This is a genomic window from Pedobacter terrae (genome assembly GCF_900100705.1).
GTDB classification, from domain to species: domain Bacteria; phylum Bacteroidota; class Bacteroidia; order Sphingobacteriales; family Sphingobacteriaceae; genus Pedobacter; species Pedobacter terrae.
The window spans coordinates 350,790-368,945 of record NZ_FNCH01000003.1 but is presented as its reverse complement, the minus strand read 5'-3'; the positions used below and the strand labels follow the sequence as shown (position 1 = coordinate 368,945).

At 33.7% G+C, this 18,156-nt stretch carries 14 protein-coding genes and 1 pseudogene; all 15 read right to left on the bottom strand.

Annotation, left to right across the window (positions count from 1 at the left end; genetic code table 11):
• Window positions 1-3: 3 nt before the first annotated feature.
• The 15 genes and pseudogenes from BLR60_RS06450 to BLR60_RS06380 all read right to left on the bottom strand — a co-directional run bounded on the left by BLR60_RS06450 (window position 4) and on the right by BLR60_RS06380 (window position 18,105).
• Window positions 4-978, bottom strand: coding sequence for an NAD-dependent epimerase/dehydratase family protein (locus BLR60_RS06450; protein WP_090497972.1), 975 nt, complete (start codon window positions 976-978; stop codon window positions 4-6).
• Window positions 979-1,911 (bottom strand): glycosyltransferase family 2 protein, encoded by a 933-nt coding sequence (locus BLR60_RS06445; RefSeq protein ID WP_090497970.1) that lies wholly within the window; start codon window positions 1,909-1,911, stop codon window positions 979-981. It abuts the gene before it with no gap.
• A 4-nt stretch (window positions 1,912-1,915) separates the two neighbouring features.
• On the bottom strand, window positions 1,916-2,770 hold the full coding sequence (locus tag BLR60_RS06440; protein WP_090497968.1) for a glycosyltransferase family A protein: 855 nt from the start codon (window positions 2,768-2,770) through the stop codon (window positions 1,916-1,918).
• Window positions 2,770-3,930, bottom strand: coding sequence for an O-antigen polymerase (locus tag BLR60_RS06435; RefSeq protein ID WP_090497966.1), 1,161 nt, complete (start codon window positions 3,928-3,930; stop codon window positions 2,770-2,772). Before BLR60_RS06435 ends, BLR60_RS06440 begins: the two co-directional genes overlap by 1 nt.
• Before the next feature lie 10 nt (window positions 3,931-3,940).
• A complete protein-coding gene (locus tag BLR60_RS06430) occupies window positions 3,941-5,140 on the bottom strand; it encodes a glycosyltransferase family protein (RefSeq protein WP_090497964.1) in 1,200 nt (399 codons plus the stop codon).
• A gap of 66 nt (window positions 5,141-5,206) precedes the next feature.
• Window positions 5,207-5,371: pseudogene (locus BLR60_RS25415) on the bottom strand (DapH/DapD/GlmU-related protein); the annotation flags it as partial.
• Window positions 5,372-6,440: 1,069 nt separating this feature from the next.
• Window positions 6,441-7,484 (bottom strand): glycosyltransferase, encoded by a 1,044-nt coding sequence (locus BLR60_RS06420; protein ID WP_090497960.1) that lies wholly within the window; start codon window positions 7,482-7,484, stop codon window positions 6,441-6,443.
• A 7-nt stretch (window positions 7,485-7,491) separates the two neighbouring features.
• Entirely contained in the window at window positions 7,492-8,925 is a 1,434-nt protein-coding gene (locus tag BLR60_RS06415; RefSeq protein ID WP_090497958.1) for a flippase, read from the bottom strand.
• Between the two features lie 8 nt (window positions 8,926-8,933).
• On the bottom strand, window positions 8,934-10,160 hold the full coding sequence (locus BLR60_RS06410; protein WP_090497956.1) for a protoporphyrinogen/coproporphyrinogen oxidase: 1,227 nt from the start codon (window positions 10,158-10,160) through the stop codon (window positions 8,934-8,936).
• 5 nt (window positions 10,161-10,165) lie between these two features.
• Entirely contained in the window at window positions 10,166-11,113 is a 948-nt protein-coding gene (fcl, locus tag BLR60_RS06405) for a GDP-L-fucose synthase (protein WP_090497955.1), read from the bottom strand.
• Window positions 11,113-12,240 carry a GDP-mannose 4,6-dehydratase gene (gene gmd / locus BLR60_RS06400; protein WP_090497953.1) on the bottom strand — a complete coding sequence of 376 codons (1,128 nt, stop codon included), beginning with the start codon at window positions 12,238-12,240 and terminating at the stop codon, window positions 11,113-11,115. Before gmd ends, fcl begins: the two co-directional genes overlap by 1 nt.
• 4 nt (window positions 12,241-12,244) lie before the next feature.
• The gene (locus tag BLR60_RS06395) at window positions 12,245-14,605 is read right to left on the bottom strand and encodes a GumC family protein (protein ID WP_244155602.1); all 2,361 of its coding nucleotides are present in this window, start codon (window positions 14,603-14,605) and stop codon (window positions 12,245-12,247) included.
• Window positions 14,606-14,622: 17 nt separating this feature from the next.
• Entirely contained in the window at window positions 14,623-15,432 is an 810-nt protein-coding gene (locus tag BLR60_RS06390; RefSeq protein WP_090498028.1) for a polysaccharide biosynthesis/export family protein, read from the bottom strand.
• Window positions 15,433-15,586: 154 nt separating this feature from the next.
• Window positions 15,587-16,330, bottom strand: a complete 744-nt coding sequence (locus BLR60_RS06385) for a tyrosine-protein phosphatase (RefSeq protein ID WP_090497950.1) — start codon at window positions 16,328-16,330, stop codon at window positions 15,587-15,589.
• Window positions 16,331-16,821: 491 nt separating this feature from the next.
• Window positions 16,822-18,105 (bottom strand): nucleotide sugar dehydrogenase, encoded by a 1,284-nt coding sequence (locus BLR60_RS06380; RefSeq protein WP_090497948.1) that lies wholly within the window; start codon window positions 18,103-18,105, stop codon window positions 16,822-16,824.
• Window positions 18,106-18,156 lie beyond the last annotated feature (51 nt).

Below are 18,156 nucleotides of genomic sequence, written 5' to 3'. Positions count from 1 at the left end.
TAATTAGTAAAGTCCTGCTTTTTCACAATCCTGATACCAGTCTTCAAGTGCCTCTTTTAATGAAAATTGTAATTTGTATGGTGATAAACTAAGTTTTTCACCAGAGATATTAGTGGAGATCATTAATTTCTTAACGCGATCAGGATGGATGCCACTAATATTTTTACCCAATACCCGAGCACCAAAATAGGCGGAACCAGCTGCTGACTTTAGCGCCCAACCAGGCACTAAAATTTTAGGCGCTTTTGTATGGGTGGCTTTAGCCATCGTGATACAAATTTCCTCAATAGTAGGGGCAGGGAAATACGTTAAATTATAAGTAACATGCCCCGGTTTTCCATTCTGACCAGTTTCATACAGTATCCTGGCGACATCCTTTACATATACACTTGCTTTAATGGTATCTTTTCTGCCTGGATAAAAGAAAAAGCCTTTTTTTAATGAATTATATAGCCTTGTAAAGTTCCCTCCCTCTTGCTTACCAAAAACTACTCCTGGTCTAACAATTATCAGTTTTCGGTTTGCTGGATCTTCAGCCTGCCAAAGTTTATGAATATACTCGGCAGTTAATTTAGAAATACCATAAGGAGTATTCGGCATGGGTAATGTCTCTTCCGTTTTAAACTCCTCAGACGCACCATAGGGAGCAATTGAGCTGGTGAAAACAATCGTTTGAATATTATTTTTTCTGGCAAAATCACAGATGTTTTGGGCACCAAAGATATTGGCCTCGAAATACTCATGATCAGGATGTCCAGGGGTCGTATGTACTGCAGCTAGATTGTAAACTATACTATCGCTAACACTATCTAAATCTAAGAAAATCGGCTTACGGATATCAAGCTCGGTAAATCCATCACTGACCTTTTTACGGATGTCGTAGCTATTTACCTGGTCCGGAAGTCTTAAAGTTTCTGTTATGTACCTTTTTAGGTGGGTCCCTATAAAACCAGATCCACCGAATATTATATGATTCATTTATTTATTTTCTAATTTGTCCCAATATCTGCTGTGCATCGAAAAATTCTTTTTATGTTTTAATGACAATTTATCATGCATCATTCCTAATTTATATCCTAAAAATTTTGCACCAATAGACATGATCATTTTAGGAAAAATGAAGGGGTTATGCTTAAATACATACTTTAATTCGGATTTTAAATATTTAAATCCTTCCCCCCCTGCAGACCCAAATTCTTTTAATAACCACTCATTTGTTGAGTGAAATACACCAATATCAAAATATCTTTTAAATTCCTCTTTCGTTGTATAATCGTGCGAATGATAAACTTCCGCATCTGCCACATAAGCAATCTTCCACCCTTTAATTAAGATTTGCCCACCAACAATAACATCTTCAGCAAAAATAGTATGACTGGGGAACCCACCAACCTCTTCCAATGCAACTCTCCTATATGCGGCATAAGAATTGGAACAAGACGCAGTTTTAATTCCTAATTCATCTTTATCGCTTAATTGCTTAACCCTAGATACCGTATTATAATTAAATAACCTTGCATGGCTTTCTAGTGTTTTAGCTCCCTTATGCGGCAACTGCCTTCCATAAGCAAGTCCAACGGTCGAATCATCAAATGCAGCGACAAGCCGATCAAAAGAATTTTTTCCTTTTAAAATGCAATCCTGAGTAAGGTAAATCAATATATCGCAATCTTGGGCAGCATTAGCTAACAATTGCCGTGCATATCCATGATCAAAATCTGTCTTGTTTATATTAATAATTTCAAAGCCAGAAGATTTCGCCTCCGATTTAGTATTATCAATAGACCCTGAATCAAGAATTATTTTCCGATCAATCTTTGTTGTTTGAAGATTAATTGAATCTAATACTTGATACCATAATTCTCCTGCGTTCAGTGTAGGGATTAATAACGCTATTTTGTGCACGTTCATTAAATTAAATTTTATATGCTGATGAATGAGCTACAGCAAATTTATAAGAATTAACAAGATCAAAAGTGTTAATAAATAACGCTGAAAATACTTTGGCAAAAATAAATTTTCTTTGCAGAAAACCAATCCCGCTGGGGTATCTAGCTAAAACATTTATACCTACTCTCTTCTTTACGTCATCAAATGTCTCATTATGACTATGCTTAACATTAAACATATGAAAATAATAAATTCTTCTGAATTTCTTCACAACCTCATCAGCCCAGAAAGCATCTTCACTTGCTATAACAGGTTTAAATTTAATTTCCTCCCAATGTGATCTCGAAACAATCGAAGCTGCGTTAGAAAATCGATGATTATCTACTTTAACTTCTGGATCAGCACTGTCGATAGTAGGAAAGTTGTATTTCAAAAAAACCTTATCATATATAGAGCATCCAACCTGTTCATTAGGTACTTGCCTAAAATATCCTGAAAGGGTTCCGATTTTATCGATAAATTTTTGAACCTCTTCAACTAGATACTGACTCTCTAATTCAACATGCCCTGAAAAAAACAACACATGATCTCCTTTAGTTAGCTGCATCATTAGATTACAAGTCTCTCCAAAGGAAAATTCTGAACTAGCTATGCTATAAAGATTACAATTTTCTTTCTCTAAGAACTCTAATGTACCATCTGTACTCCCACTATCTAAAAAAACAATATCCAAATACCGATAGAATGTTTGCGCCTTTAATGAGTCAAAAAAAAACCGAATCCACTTGAACTCATTTTTGACGCGTGTTGCGATCGAGAATTTAATTTCTGATATACTATCCTGCGATCTGATTTTTCTAAGAGTTCGAAACTGCTGCATTATATTTTTTTATAATTCATAAAAAACAAAATAAACCAAACATATTGGAATGCTACAGGTAAATAAAAAAAATGATTGTAAAAAATTGAGAGTATTATACATTGAAACGTAATCGCACGGAAAAAAAATCTTTTGGAACCAGTAGCCCACCAAGTTAAATTACTTATTAAACCTATCACAAAAGCGAATATAGCTAGACCATATTTGCCCATATCCATATATGAAGACATAAAAGCACTACTCACGTTAAAAGCAGGTGTAACAAGATTTCCTGATACAGTATCTTGTTGGCCAAAAACGATATCTCTAATAAAGCTTGGCAGTAGCAGGGATAGTGTATTGGGAAATAAATAACTTAATTCGCGAACTTCAAATTGAAAGTTGAAGATTAGGTTATTAATTGGTGTAGTAAGGTAAACGTAAACCCATAGAAAGCCTGAAGGCAACCAATTAGGCCAATTATCACTTGGTTGTGCTAGCTCATAAAATGCGTCTGCCCCACTTCTCATGTCTCCAACTATTCCAAATAAGAAAATAACTATAAATCCATAAATAGCAACAGTCTTAATTAATGAGAGTTTATTTTTTGCCATAATGAAAAAGATAAAAGTTATCTCCATCAACATAACAATTATAACTTGACGACTTATCACTATTACATACCAAAAAATTAAAAAAAGCATGTAGTATAAATACTTTTTGTCTTTGTATTTTTTAAATAAATAGAATGACAAAACACAAAGCATCATACCCAATGCGTTTAACAATCCATGCACAGATTGTATACCAAAGTCAAAGTATGTTTTGCCATTTTTTAAAAGTAGCCAAAGCACGGGCACTCCTCCTGAAACGATAATTTCTATAATGGTTAGAAATACCCAAATCTTTATAAATAAGAAATATCGATTTTTTAGTTTCAAGCTTAGATCTACAACAGAGACATCTATCTTTATTTTTTTCTTGGTGAGAAATCCAACTAAATACCCTGCAGTAAAGCATGCAAAAACCATTAAGAAAAACGTTATTGCATCATTTACTGATGACTCAAGCAAATTGCTTAGCCTTAAAGACAGTAGGAATATAACGAATATCCATGTACCAGCAAATAAAAGCACTGGCTGAAAATATTTCATTATGATATTATCAGTAAGTTTTAGCATATATAATTATTTAGTTCGAATCTGAATTATGAGTGCTTAAAGAGTACAGTTGACTTTTAAAATCTTTCGATATATTTTCGTTCGATAACTGATTTTGTGCGTTTTTTAAGTTTTCTACCTGCTCAAGATATTCTTGTTTTTTATCGCCTCTGATTATTGATCTTATTAGTTCAGCCATATCATCTATACTCTCGCACAGATATCCAATATTACCTAACTTATCGAAATAGTACTCTAAATAACTATTTTTTACTGCAATTATTGGTTTAAGGTATTTTATTGCGTCAAAAAAAGTACCACTTGGACAAAGTTCATAGTACCCTCCTGTTTTAAAGAAATATATAAAATAGTCCGATTTAGCTAAAGATTCTTCAAAAACCGCATTAGGAATAAAGCTTCCATCTCTTTTTAAAACATCTACAAATTCATTCATAAATGGTTGAAGTTCGGTTGCTACACTTCCAATTTGAGTTAGCTTTAATTCATTATTGGAAATATGAACTCTAAGTATCTGAGCCAATTTAAAAAGAGATTCTGAATTTTTAATTAATGTTGCCGTACCAATATTTGATAAAGTTAGAATTTCTCCCTTAGCTTTATTAAGAAGATTATTACCAAAATATTCGTAAGGGTGATCAATTACAACAAAAGAATTGTTAGAGATGGATGGAATTGTGGACAATAATTTATCCTTTATACTTTTACCATAAATTAAAGAGTTGTTAAACTTTAAATTTCTATTAACCATCATTTTTTTAATAAAATAGCGGAATATCTTTGTAACAAGCTTATTTTTATCCAAAAGTAGCACGCCCAAATCACCATGATGACAAATGATAATTTTTTGTTTATATAGACCAGCTAAATAATTTACAAACAATGCAATAAATGGGAAACATGAAGTAAAGACAATAACTTTCGCCTCTCGTTTTTTTGCTTGTCTGAACATTTGAAAGGATAATCTTGCTTGTCTGAAAAACTTCAGAGCGATCTTAGTCTTTTTGTCTTCTTCGGGTTTATACTTATAACTATTTAAGACCAAGTTTTGCCTGCTTAAATACGGCTTTTCAAGTAGCCTTTTAGAATGCAATTCATCCGCATATAAATGCATTGTATCGTCCGGAAATGTGATTTGCAATATTTCCAAAATACCAGCATTTACTATTACATGTTTCTCCCCCTGCATCTGTGGCTCAACTACTATAATCATCTTTTTGAAGTAAATTAATTAATCAAACCATGGTAACCATGTTGGGTTATAATCAAGCTCTTTAGATCTATTCTTTATAAATTTAGCAGGTACACCACCAACCATTGTATATGGTGCAACATCTTTTGTTACAAGAGCACCAGCGCAAACAATAGCTCCTTCCCCTATAACTACTCCAGGTAAAATTGTTGCCCGCGATCCGATCCACACGAAATTGCCAATAATAATATCCTTAGATCTAAAGGCAAAATTTTTAGAATTAATATCATGATCTCCGGTAATAATGTGTACGTGAGGAGAGATAGATGTAAAGTCGCCTATCTTTAATTTTCCTCGGCCATCTAAAAAACATTCTCGATTAATAACGCATCCATTACCTATCTCAATATTTCTGCCATAAATAAAACAATTTAAATGAATGCTTGATTGCTTTCCTAACTTGATTTTTATCACTTTTCGATAATAAAAATGTCTCAACGAATAGAAGGGAATTTTATTAACCCAATAGTTTGGGAAATAATCAAATATGAATGCTTTAACAATAGTATAAAGGCCTAATAGCGGCGAATTACTTAAAGAAATAAGTATACCCATTTTTAAATATGCAGAAGTTACTAATGGTGTGACTTTCTTATGCACACGTAAAACATTCAGCCTTTTTTTTAAAAAAACATTACTTTTCTTAAAATTGTCATCAGTAACAGTTATAGTTCTATCATAAAACTTTATATTAGTTTCATATTTAGAAAAGCGAACTAGCAAGTCGTAATCAAACAAATACTTTTTATCAAAACCAATTGAAAAATTTTCTTTTAATATAAAATTTCTCTTCACAATTATTTCACCAAATAAGGGAGGGATACCTTCTAAAGGCTTATTTTTATTATAGGATGAAAATTTGTCAACAAGAGCCCCGTCTGGAAGCCTAATTTTTTGCCTGCAATAAAGTAAGTCTAATTCCGCAGTTACAAGATAGTCTATAAGATCTTTGATAGACTCTCTTTCATAAAATTGTAAACTAGAAGGCAGAACATATATGTATATCCCCGTAGATACATCTATTGCCTGTTTTAAGCACAGCCCAAAATCAGTTCCCTCATCGTTAATATGAATATAATTCACTTTGTCAATCGTAGAAAATATATTAGCTACAGAAGCATTAGCGCCTATCACAATTAATTCGATTTTTTCCTCAGACATAAGTAAACTTTCAACCAATTGGTCAAAAATTAATAAGGCTTTCTCTTCCAGTATTAAAACTATTGATAGAATTACTTTGCTTTCCATATTAAATACTCAACTACGAACTAACGCTTCCATTAAGTCTCTTTTTAAGTTTGGTTGAATTATCAACCACTCTTTCTGAAGTATTAAAGTAGCCTTTTAAATAACTTTTTATATAGTAATATTTAATCATTTGTTGTTGATAAAAAGCGAATATTAAAACTTTAAAATTATATTTTTCAGATCTAAATCGTAGCCAATTCAACAAGGTTGAAATATATGATTTAAACCCAATTGCAAGTATCAAATTGATAATAATAGCACTAATATTTACATCCCTATTAAGGATATAAAATGTTATATTAAAAATTAAAAGAACAATAAAAAGAACTTGAAAGGATAGAGATATTAAATGTTTAAATAACATTGATATATTTGATTTAGCCTCTCCTTCTCCCAAACCATATCTTCCAGCTTCTTTCAAAAAGCCAATTGGCAAAACATGACGCCCCCAAAAAACATTAGCCTCATCAACCATAAAAATTTGGTACCCCAAAGCTTTCATCTCCAATCCAAATATAAAGTCATCTCCCGCTAAAGTTAACCATTCGCAATATCCTCCTACTTTATCAAATACTTCTCGTCTGTAAGCTATTGATCTAGATGAAGGTATAAAATTGGTAGCTTTAACATTAATATTATAGCCATTATTATTAACATATGCAGCTTTAGCTGCTAATGAATTTTGATCGGCCTCAATAACACTAAAGCTTCCGCCTACAACCATTATTTCAGGATTGGAAAGGGGTTTAGTAATTGATTCAAGCCATTTATTAGTAAAGCGACAGCCAAAATCAGTACTTGCAATAATATCATACTTTGCCGTTCTAATAGCAAGATTACGCCCCTCTGCTACATTACAGCGATGCTTCTGTAATACAATAATAGGAATGTTTGAGGTATCTCTCCATTCTAAAAGTTTTTCGTAAGTTCCATCAGAAGATCCGGCATCGGTAATGATAATTTCGGACGGTTTTACAGTCTGAGCTTCCAGGTCAGCTATAGTTTTTTCTAAACGACTGCTTTCATTAAATACTGTTGATACTAAACTAATTTGCATAAATAATTTACTTTTTAAACTTCAAAACATTAGATACTATTTCCTCAACAAACTTATTTCTAAACAATAGTAACTGGAATAATATAAAACTAACTATATATACAAAAATTGATAAAGTCATCATCGATAAAGACGATAAGTAGTTCTTGAGGCCAACAGTCAATAAAAAACTTGGCAGTAAAGATAAAATAATTAAAAACAATAGTTTATAGTCAAAAGTTATAGCTATATTCTTTCTTGCCCATATATATATATATATACAAACGGTTAGTTCTGCCAATAAACAAGAAATTGCTGCTCCGGTAAAACTATAAATCGGAATTAATATAAAGTTAGCTGCAAGACTCACAATAAGTCCTAAAATAGTGGCGTGTAGTATTTTTCTTTCTTGCCCAATAGGTAATAAATATTGTGTTCCAAAAACGTTGCATAGCCCGATGATTAAAGGAATTAAGGATAGAATTCGTAATACATTGATAGCTGGCAAATACTTTTTCCCCGAAATTATAGTTAAAATTTCTGTAGGGAAAACAACGCAAAAAAAAGAAAAAGGTAAAGCGATTAAGAATATTACATTAATTGACTTCGCCATTAAATCCTTAATGGCTTCATTGTTTTTATTGGCATGTAACACTGACATCCTTGGAATTAATACTGTTCCTATACCAGCAATTAGCAACCAAAACATCTTTACTAATTTCAAGGGTACGTTATAAAAACTAACCGCCACTGGGGTTGTAAAGAAACCTAAAATAACTGTATCTAAAACAGTATATACGCTTATAGAAACGTTTATACTAAATAGAACTAATAGTGGTTTAAGATGAATTGACAAATTCAATTTCTCAGGCCATCCCTTATAGAAATGTTTATAAAAATTGTAAAAATTAAGGAATGAATTTGAAAATACTAGCAATGAAAGAATTAAAAAATAAAGAATATAATCGTCCTGCTGCTTAACCAGTACTAATATTGCTATTACGCTAAGGCTTTTAATTATTAATGATCTTTTAGTTATATAACTGAAATTTTCTATCCCTTGATAGTACCACTCGATCAAAAATGAATTGGACAAGATTGATAAACACGCAATCTGTATTAAACTAATTTGAGAGCCCAATTTTGGAATAAAAAAATGTAGAGCAAAAAAAATACAGCAACAAGTAAGCGCCAAGAAAAATTGTAATATTACAAGCTCTACAACTAGATCAGAATTTCTTTTTACATCATGTTTATGTTTTGCAATTTCTCTAACCCCATAGAAGGGTATACCTAAAGAAGACAAAATTATAAAGTACTGCGAAAATGCATCAATAAAGAATATACTGCCTAAACCATTACTTGAAAGAACCCTTGTTACATATGGAAACGTAATTAAAGGAAATAATATTGTTGATGAAGTAAGTATAAAATTACTTATTACGTTCTTTTTTAAACTCATTTTATCATTTAGGCCAAATTTATTTTTTGTGCTAGGTCTAAACTGCTTTTAATGCAAACATCCATATTGTAATACTGCCATTCGCCAAATCTACCAAGGGTATGAAGGCCAATATCTTGAAGATATTTTTTAACAGTAGTTGTCGCTGAATCATAATTTTCATCAAAAACTACATAGGCATGTTCTGAAACGTTATAATCAATAGGTCTCTTCAAAAAACTATCTTTCTTACCGTTCTCTATCATCTCTTCCCTGGTCTTCTCACCCACAACCTCTGACATTGAGTAATTTTTCTTTGGCTTGAAGAAACTTCCAATATGAATATATCTATGAAAAAAATTATACGATTCAGGTATATAAGTCCAGGTTCTTTCTGTCTCTTCAGTTTCCCAGAACATGGTGGTTACTTTATTATAACGCAATTTATCTGCTGCATTTAAAACTTCATGAGGAGTATCCTTTATTAAATGTGGCAATATGTTTAAAGGCAATGTACTTATCACTAAATCAAACTCTTTCTCCCCGTTTATAAGCCATTTTTTTGCCTTTTTTTCTATTGTATTTACAGTAAAGTCAGTTAAAATTGTTAAGCCCTCAGCTAACTTGTCTATAAAAGTATTTTGATTATTGGTATCCGGGTAATAAAAACTTGCATGTGGCATTTTGTCGCTCTCATTACTAATTAAACCCTTAAAAAATGATTCCTTATTCGGGATAGGCAATTTTCCATCTACCCAAGCAGGACTCATTTCGCTCGGAGGCCTATTCCAGATTTTAGAATTATAAGGAATAAAGTAATTTTCGGCTAATGTATTTCCGAATTTTTTTCTAAACCAGTCTTCCAAATTTTCATACACTTTATCGTCTTCTGCGCTCAAGAAATCTCTAGTAATATCGATTGCTAGCTCTGGCGCAAACTCGTGAATCTGTTGTATTGCGTACTCTATAGGATAAGAAACCTCTTCTCCCCTTAATTTTATTACGGCATTACGCTGAACCTGATGCCAGCTATCTTTTGGCAAAATTTCATTAAAAACAAAATCCATTACATCAGGATATTTAGAGTTAAAGCAATGTCCACCTACAGGATGATATGCAACACCTTCTACAGTTTTCGTTCTCGCAATTCCACCATGTATTGAATGCCTTTCAAGTAATTCAACATCATGTTGCTTAGATAGCATCTTTCCAATACTCAGGCCGGAAATACCAGCTCCTAATATCCCAATTTTCATTTTAGTTAATTATTTTTATTTTTAAAATCTTCATAAGCCAATCTTAGCCCTTGTTCTAAAGTGGTTGCATAAGTCCATCCAAGATTAGTTAATTTAGAAACATCCATTAGCTTTCTTGGTGTACCATCTGGTTTACTGGTATCAAAATTAATTTCCCCTTTAAAGCCAACGATATCCTTAATGACAAAAGCCAACTCCTTAATACTTAAATCTTCACCACACCCTATATTTACTAAACCAGCATCATTATAATTCCTCATTAAATGAATACAGGCATCTGCAAGATCATCAGCATACAAAAACTCTCTTTTTGGAGAGCCGCTACCCCATATGCTTACAGATGATAGATTGTTAGCTTTAGCTTCATCAAACCTTCTGATTAGAGCCGGTAACACATGTGAATTCTGCGGATGATAATTATCGTTCAAGCCATAAAGATTCGTGGGCATCACAGATATGTAATTACAGCCGTATTGCTGGCGATAGGCATCACACATTTTAATTCCTGCAATCTTAGCAATCGCATAAGGTTCATTAGTGGGCTCCAATTCACCTGTTAACAAATACTCTTCTTTGAGAGGCTGAGGAGCCATTTTTGGATAGATACATGATGAACCCAAAAACATCAATTTTTTCACATTAACACTTCTTGATGACTCGATAATGTTACTCTGAATCATGAGATTTTCATAAATAAAATCCCCTCGATAAGTATTATTAGCAACAATGCCGCCTACTTTAGCAGCGGCTAAAAAAACATAGTCAGGCCGCTCATCTTCAAAAAAACCCCTTACAGCGCGTTGATCTCTTAAATCAAGTTCTACTGAAGTACGGAAAACAAGATTCGTAAAACCTTCTTTCTGTAACTTTCTAAATATTGCCGAGCCAACCATTCCTCGATGCCCTGCAATATAGACCTTTGCATTCTTATCTTGAAAATACAATTCAGACATTATTCATATTGATTTTTAATGGTATAACCATGAGATTTCAATAGTGATTCTTTCCTGAAATGATCCACGTCAGCCGCCACCATTTCTTTCACTAAAGCAGCCAAATCATATTTAGGTTCCCATCCTAATTTAGTCTTGGATTTGGTAGGGTCTCCAATCAATAAATCTACCTCCGTAGGGCGGAAATATGCCGGATCAACTCCTACAACCTCTGTTCCAAGCTCAACTTGAAATTCAGGATTTGAACATGCAGATACAATACCTTTCTCTTCAACGCCTTCTCCTGTAAAATCAATTGTTATCCCAACTTCAGCAAAGGCCAAACGCACGAATTCACGAACTCTAGTAGTTACACCAGTAGCAATTACATAATCTTCTGCAACATCTTGCTGTAATATCCTCCACATAGCCTCAACGTAGTCCTTAGCATGGCCCCAGTCACGTTCTGCATCCAGATTACCTAAAAATAATTTTTTCTGTAAACCTTGAGCTATTTTAGCGACCGCACGTGTGATTTTACGAGTTACAAAAGTCTCACCCCTTAATGGACTTTCGTGATTAAATAATATTCCATTACAAGCAAACATATTATAAGCTTCGCGATAGTTCTTCGTAATCCAAAATCCATAAATTTTGGCTACACCATATGGGGAACGTGGATAAAAAGGTGAATTTTCATCATAAAATCCTTTATCATTTTTGTTTTCCGGCATACCGCCATATAATTCAGAGGTAGATGCCTGATAAACTTTGGTTTTTTTTTCTAAGCCTAGAATCCTCACGGCCTCCAATATCCGTAAGGTTCCGATTCCGTCTACATTAGCAACATATTCAGGTGAATCAAAGGACACTTTTACATGACTCATTGCACCCAAATTATAAATTTCATCCGGCTGGATTTCTTGAACAAGTCTGATTAAATTCGTTGAATCGGTCAAATCTCCATAATGTAATTTAAACCTAACATTATCATCATGAGGATCTTGGTAAAGATGATCAATACGATCTGTATTAAACAAAGAACTTCTTCTTTTAATTCCATGAACCATATAACCTTTATCTAGCAAAAGTTCCGCTAGATATGTTCCATCTTGTCCTGTTATACCCGTAATTAGTGCAACTTTCATTTTTCTACGAATTTTTAAATATATTTTTAAGCTTGGTTAATGAATTAGGTTTTTTATTTTCCCCATAGGTACCATAGCCATAACCATAGCCATAAAGTTTGGTATCTATATCATTCACAACTATACCTAAGTTTTTCATTTTACCGCTTGTAAATAATTCTTCAACTATGGTAAGTTGATCCTTTTGCGTAACCTTTTGACGCACCAAGTAAAGCGTTACATCGGCATATATTGATAGCAATTGTGCGTCAGTGATAATTCCGATAGGTGGAGCATCCATGATAATATAATCAAATTGAGTTTTTAATTCTTCAATCAGCCCAGGTGTATGCTCGCTTAATAATGTTTCAGCAGGGTTTGGTGGTAGTGGACCAGAGGATACAATAAACATATTCTTATTTATCGCTAATGGCTTTACAATGTCAGTAACTTTAATTTCAGGGCTAATTGTATAATTACTAAAGCCAACCGAGTTATCAATGCCCAATTTCGCAGAAAGACCGGGTTTTCTCAGATCAAACTCCATTAACAATACCTTTTTACCTGCTAGTGCAAGAATATTACCAAGGTTTATTGCCGTAAATGATTTACCCTCTCCACTCATACTAGATGTAAGAAGGATAACCTTTTCATTATTATTCTTTAAATAGAATGAAAGATTGGTCCTTAATGCCCTAAATTGCTCTGATATAGCCGATCTTCCTTGATTTGCTACAATTAGATTATCATCACTTGTATTATGACTTATTTCGCCAATTACTGGTACTTGGGTAAATCCACCAATTTCATCCTTAGTTGTAACAGTAGTATTGAATAATGCTTGACTAAAAATTAATATTATAGGAAGCAAAATACCAATAATTAACCCAATGATATAAACTACATTTTTTTTAGGAGCAATTGGAAGTAGTTCAGATTTTGGAGGATCAATGGTTTTTGCTATTGAGATATTAGCTGTTTTTGAAATATTTGTTTCTTCCGCCTTCTGCATTAGAAAGATATATAGCTCTTGTTTGATCTGTTGGTTTCTAGCTAGTTTGAGATAATTTTTTTCAACTTCAGGAACTCCCGAAATTTTACCCTCTGCCTTTAATAATTGGCTTTTAAGCCTGTTTCTAGTCAGTATTGCTGAATTTTTACTACTTTGAACATTTGAAAGTATATCACTTTTCAATCCCTTTATTTGAGTATCGATATTTTGAATGAATGGACTTTCTTCAGTTACACTTAAAAGCTGTTTCTCTCTTTCAATTAAAAGCGCATTATATTGGCTCATTAAATTAGAGAAAACCATATCAGTTGGTATTAATGCTGATGGAAAAACCCGCTTTACGTTACTGTCATCAGTCAGATATTTCTCAAGATCATTCAGCACGCTTACCTGAGTCTCAGCTTTTGCTAGATCAGAACTAAATTCGCCAGTATTCTGCACGAGAAGTTTACCCTGCTCACTCATGTCTGCCAACTGGTTCCTTTGTTTAAAGCTCTCCACATTATTTTCAACATCACCTAATTCTGAAGCAATAACATTAAGACGTTCCTTGATAAAACGGTAAGTACTATCAGCTACCGCATTCTTATCACTTAGATTAGATTGGGTATACCTATTAATGAGTGTATTCAAAATATCCTCTCCCTTCGCCGGCACAGGGTAAGATAAACCGAGGTCAATAATGCTAACTTGTTTGTTACTTACTGTAACACTAAGCTGCTTCATAAGGGATGCAACTCGAGTATCAATAGAGCTAACTTTTATAAAGTATTCACTGTCATCCATTTTTGGGCCGGAATTTTCTACTAGTTGGATCATTCCTACTCCTGGAACGTTAAATCTTTCACCAAATGCGACTGTTTTTTCAAAGTCATTGCTGTTTATTTTTAGTTTATTCGCAGCAAGTTTTATTACCTTAAAATCCGTAGCATTAATTGTATCAACACTTTTAATGAAAACTAGGCTAATAGGAGATTTATAAAGTTCACGAATAAAAAACTCTGTTTTTTTTGAATAAATAACATTTAATTGCATGTCCCTAACAACCTGTTCCATTAAAAAACGAGTTTTTAAAATTTCGGCTTCATTATCAACAGAATTTTTTGATCCCATAAGCCCGCCTAAATCCATTAAAGAACTAGCTTGTTTACCAAGATTACCACCCTTTTCATCGTCGTTAACGATAAGCTTAGCTCGAATCTGATAGGTTGGAGCGGTATATTTGCCATAAATAAAGGCGATTAATAAACACACAAAAATACTGATAACAAACCAAGGCCACTTATTTAGTAATTTGTTTATTATCTCTTTAATATTGATGCTATCCTCTTCTTCTACACGGGAAACCATATTGCTTTCGGTTAGATTATTCATTACAATTTATACAGGATCTATTTAAAACTAGAAATGGCTAGCACGATTACTGAAATAACAGAGGCGATTACCCCAATAGTTTGAATTTGGGCAGAATTTGAGGCAGATACCTTTCTCTTATTAGGTTCTACATATACAACGTCATTTTGCTTTAGGTAATAGAATGGGCTATTAAATATTCTACTGGAATTTAGATCCAGTCTAACGAACTCTTTTTTTCCATTATTATCACGGACGATTAATACATTATCTCGTTTGCCATAAATCGTTAGATCTCCGGCCAAACTGAGCGCATCCAATATGCTTACTTTTTCATTTGGTAAGGTATATGTAGAAGGTGAATTAACCTCACCAAGAACACTCACCTTGAAATTCGCAAATCTTAATTGAACATTCGGTTCTTTGTAAACAGCAGCAGCTTTTTCTCTAATTAATTCACGTGCTTGATAAGTTGTTAAACCAGCTACCTTAACTTTTCCTATTAGAGAAAGCTCTACATCCCCATTTCTATCAACTAAAAAACCTGAAACCTGCTGAGCTGCAACTGCTGTGTTGGCACCTCCACCTAAAACAGTATTATTGGCTGCTTGATTCACTATCGCCCCACTCTGCGGATTAAGCGTAAAAATATTTATACTTAAAATGTCATCAGACTGAATTACTGGCTCAGTAAAAACGGCCGCACTATCTAATTTAGCTTGTTTAATAGATTGAATATCCTGAAAATAAGCTATTTTCTTATTGCTCACACAGGATGCACTAAGGGCTATCACTAAAGAGAATATTAAATATTTCAGCCCTTTTTTTACGTTATTCTTATTACTCATAGGTATATATCCGTTCAAAACGTTAATGATCATTTCAAACCGGTGGCAAACTTAATCATTTAATTGTAAAACAAGAAAATCATAACAAAGGATAATCCTCTGTTAATTTAGAATTAGTAACTTTAATCCTTATTATAAGGTATCTTCAGTGGGATTAGCTAAGTGCAACAGAAGAAAATACTTGCTGATTTTTAAATTCATAACTACCGATTAGGTCATAAATCCTGCCTGATTGAACTGCTTCCGTTAACGTGTTCAGATGTTTATCATGGTGTAGGTCCGTTGCAGCAAAATCATACATCTTTTCTTTTATCAAAATTTCGGCCAATTGCTTAACCTCTTTGCCATAATAGCCCAACAAGGACAATAAATTCAATTGTAAGAGACAGCCTTTTTCTTTAAATCTTTTTAGCCGGCTTCTATCCTTAAAGTAAAAAGTATAGCGTTCAGGATGGGCTAGAATCGGCTTATAACCTTTAATTTCTAAATCAAAAATGGCTTGGCTAATCCCTGGACTTTCATTTAAATAAGACATCTCAATCAACAAATGCTTTTGATCTAAGGTGCATAATGCCCCATCCATCTTAAAATCCTGATCCACCATATATTCTGCACCAGCACTTAACTTTAAAGAAACATTAGCTTTATCCATTTCTTTCTGTAGTAAATCTTTTGCGCTAGAGATCGTTTCGCTTGTGTTTGGATACAGCTCTTGGTAGATATGAGGTGTAGCAATTAGCTGATCAAAACCCAACTCTTGTAATGATTTAACAAAACGCAAAGAAGTAGCCAGATCCGGAGAACCGTCATCAATACCCGGCAAGATATGTGAATGTATGTCTACTCCTAGCCAGGAAATATCGGTAATTTTATTTTTTTTATTAAAAAAGCTAAACATTATTATAAGGAAATATTAAATCAATTGCTTGACTATAAGTTAACCAAAATTGCTTCAATTCATTCAACGACACCCATTAAACGAATTACAACGCCAAAAAGTCTATGAGACGGAGTAAATCTAACCTAATTCATTGGATTTATCAACAAACAGTAGACTAAAACAGACAAAAAGTAGAAATAATGTCCAAAAAACAACTTGTACCTCTACTAAAGTGAAACTTATTAATAATGACTTAACCTATAATCGTCAAGGGTCCCTAATTATTTTAATTCTAATATCACACTACCAATGAACTTCATACCATCCGAACCTTTTGTTACCTTATTCACTAATTTTTATTCGCTGTTTGTTTACCTATTCTTTACCTTTTAGGTAATAAAAAGGTAATGAATAGGTAAACAAGAGGTAACCATGGGGTTAACATGGTGCCTAGAAAGGGTAAACAATGGGTAAAGGATAGGTAAACAAATATTGCGTTATTTCGGATATTATAGCCTTGCGTCTGTCAGATCTCTGTTGATAAAAGATTTAGTATCGAAAATAATAGTCCCCTTTTCTCTAAACCTTTGGTAATCAATTTCCAGAAACTGCTGATGAGCTACGGCTAAAATAACTACGTCATAATGTTTGAAATTGTTATTTTCCAGCATCTGGATATGATATTCGGCGTTAACTTCAGTTGGGTTGGCCCAGGGATCATATACATCTACCTGCATACTGAACGATTTAAGTTCTTTATAGATATCAATTACCCGCGTATTCCTGGTATCAGGGCAATTTTCTTTAAAAGCGAAACCTAATATGAGGGCTTTAGCGCCATTAATTACTTTATCTCTAGCCACCAGCATCTTAATCACTTTATTGGCCACAAACATACCCATATTATCATTGACACGCCTTCCTGATAGGATCACTTCGGGTTTATACCCTAAAGCTTCCGATTTATGCGCCAGGTAATAGGGGTCTACACCTATACAATGCCCGCCAACCAAACCCGGTTTGTAATTTAAGAAATTCCATTTGGTAGCCGCCGCCGCCAATACATCAGCCGTATCAATTTCCATACGGTCGAAAATTAAGGCGAGTTCATTAACGAAGGAAATATTGACATCCCGCTGTGCATTTTCTATCGCTTTTGAGGCCTCGGCCACTTTAATACTAGGCGCCAGATGTGTGCCAGCCGTAATAATGGAAGCGTAAAGTTGGTCGATTTCGGTCGCAATTGCAGGCCTAGAGCCTGAGGTCACCTTTTTTATTTTGGTCAGGGTATTGATTTTATCTCCCGGATTGATCCTTTCCGGAGAATAACCACAAAAGAAATCGACATTGTATGTGAGCCCCGAGACTTTCTCCAGTATAGGCACACAATCCTCTTCTGTACATCCAGGGTAAACAGTCGATTCGTAAATGACGATATCACCGGCTTTTAATACGCTACCCAACATCTCACTGGCCGCAAGTAAGGGTTGCAGATCTGGCCGCTTAAGATGATCAATAGGCGTGGGTACAGTAACGATATAGATGGTGCAGGAGGCCAGATCAGACAGGTTAGCACTCAATATTAATCCACTATGCTTATCTGTCGAAGAACAAACCAATTTAAGGTCGTCTAAATTCGCTTCGTGGGTACGGTCTTGTAATTGTTTTAGCTCTTCGACACGATTTTCGTTCGTATCGAAACCTATGACTTTATATTTTTTTGCAAATTCGATAGCCAGCGGAAGCCCAACATAACCTAAACCTATAATCGCAATTTGCTTTTTTGTATCCATTTTCTCTTTTGGTGACCGGGCAAATATAAGATAAATGTAGAAAGACTTAAT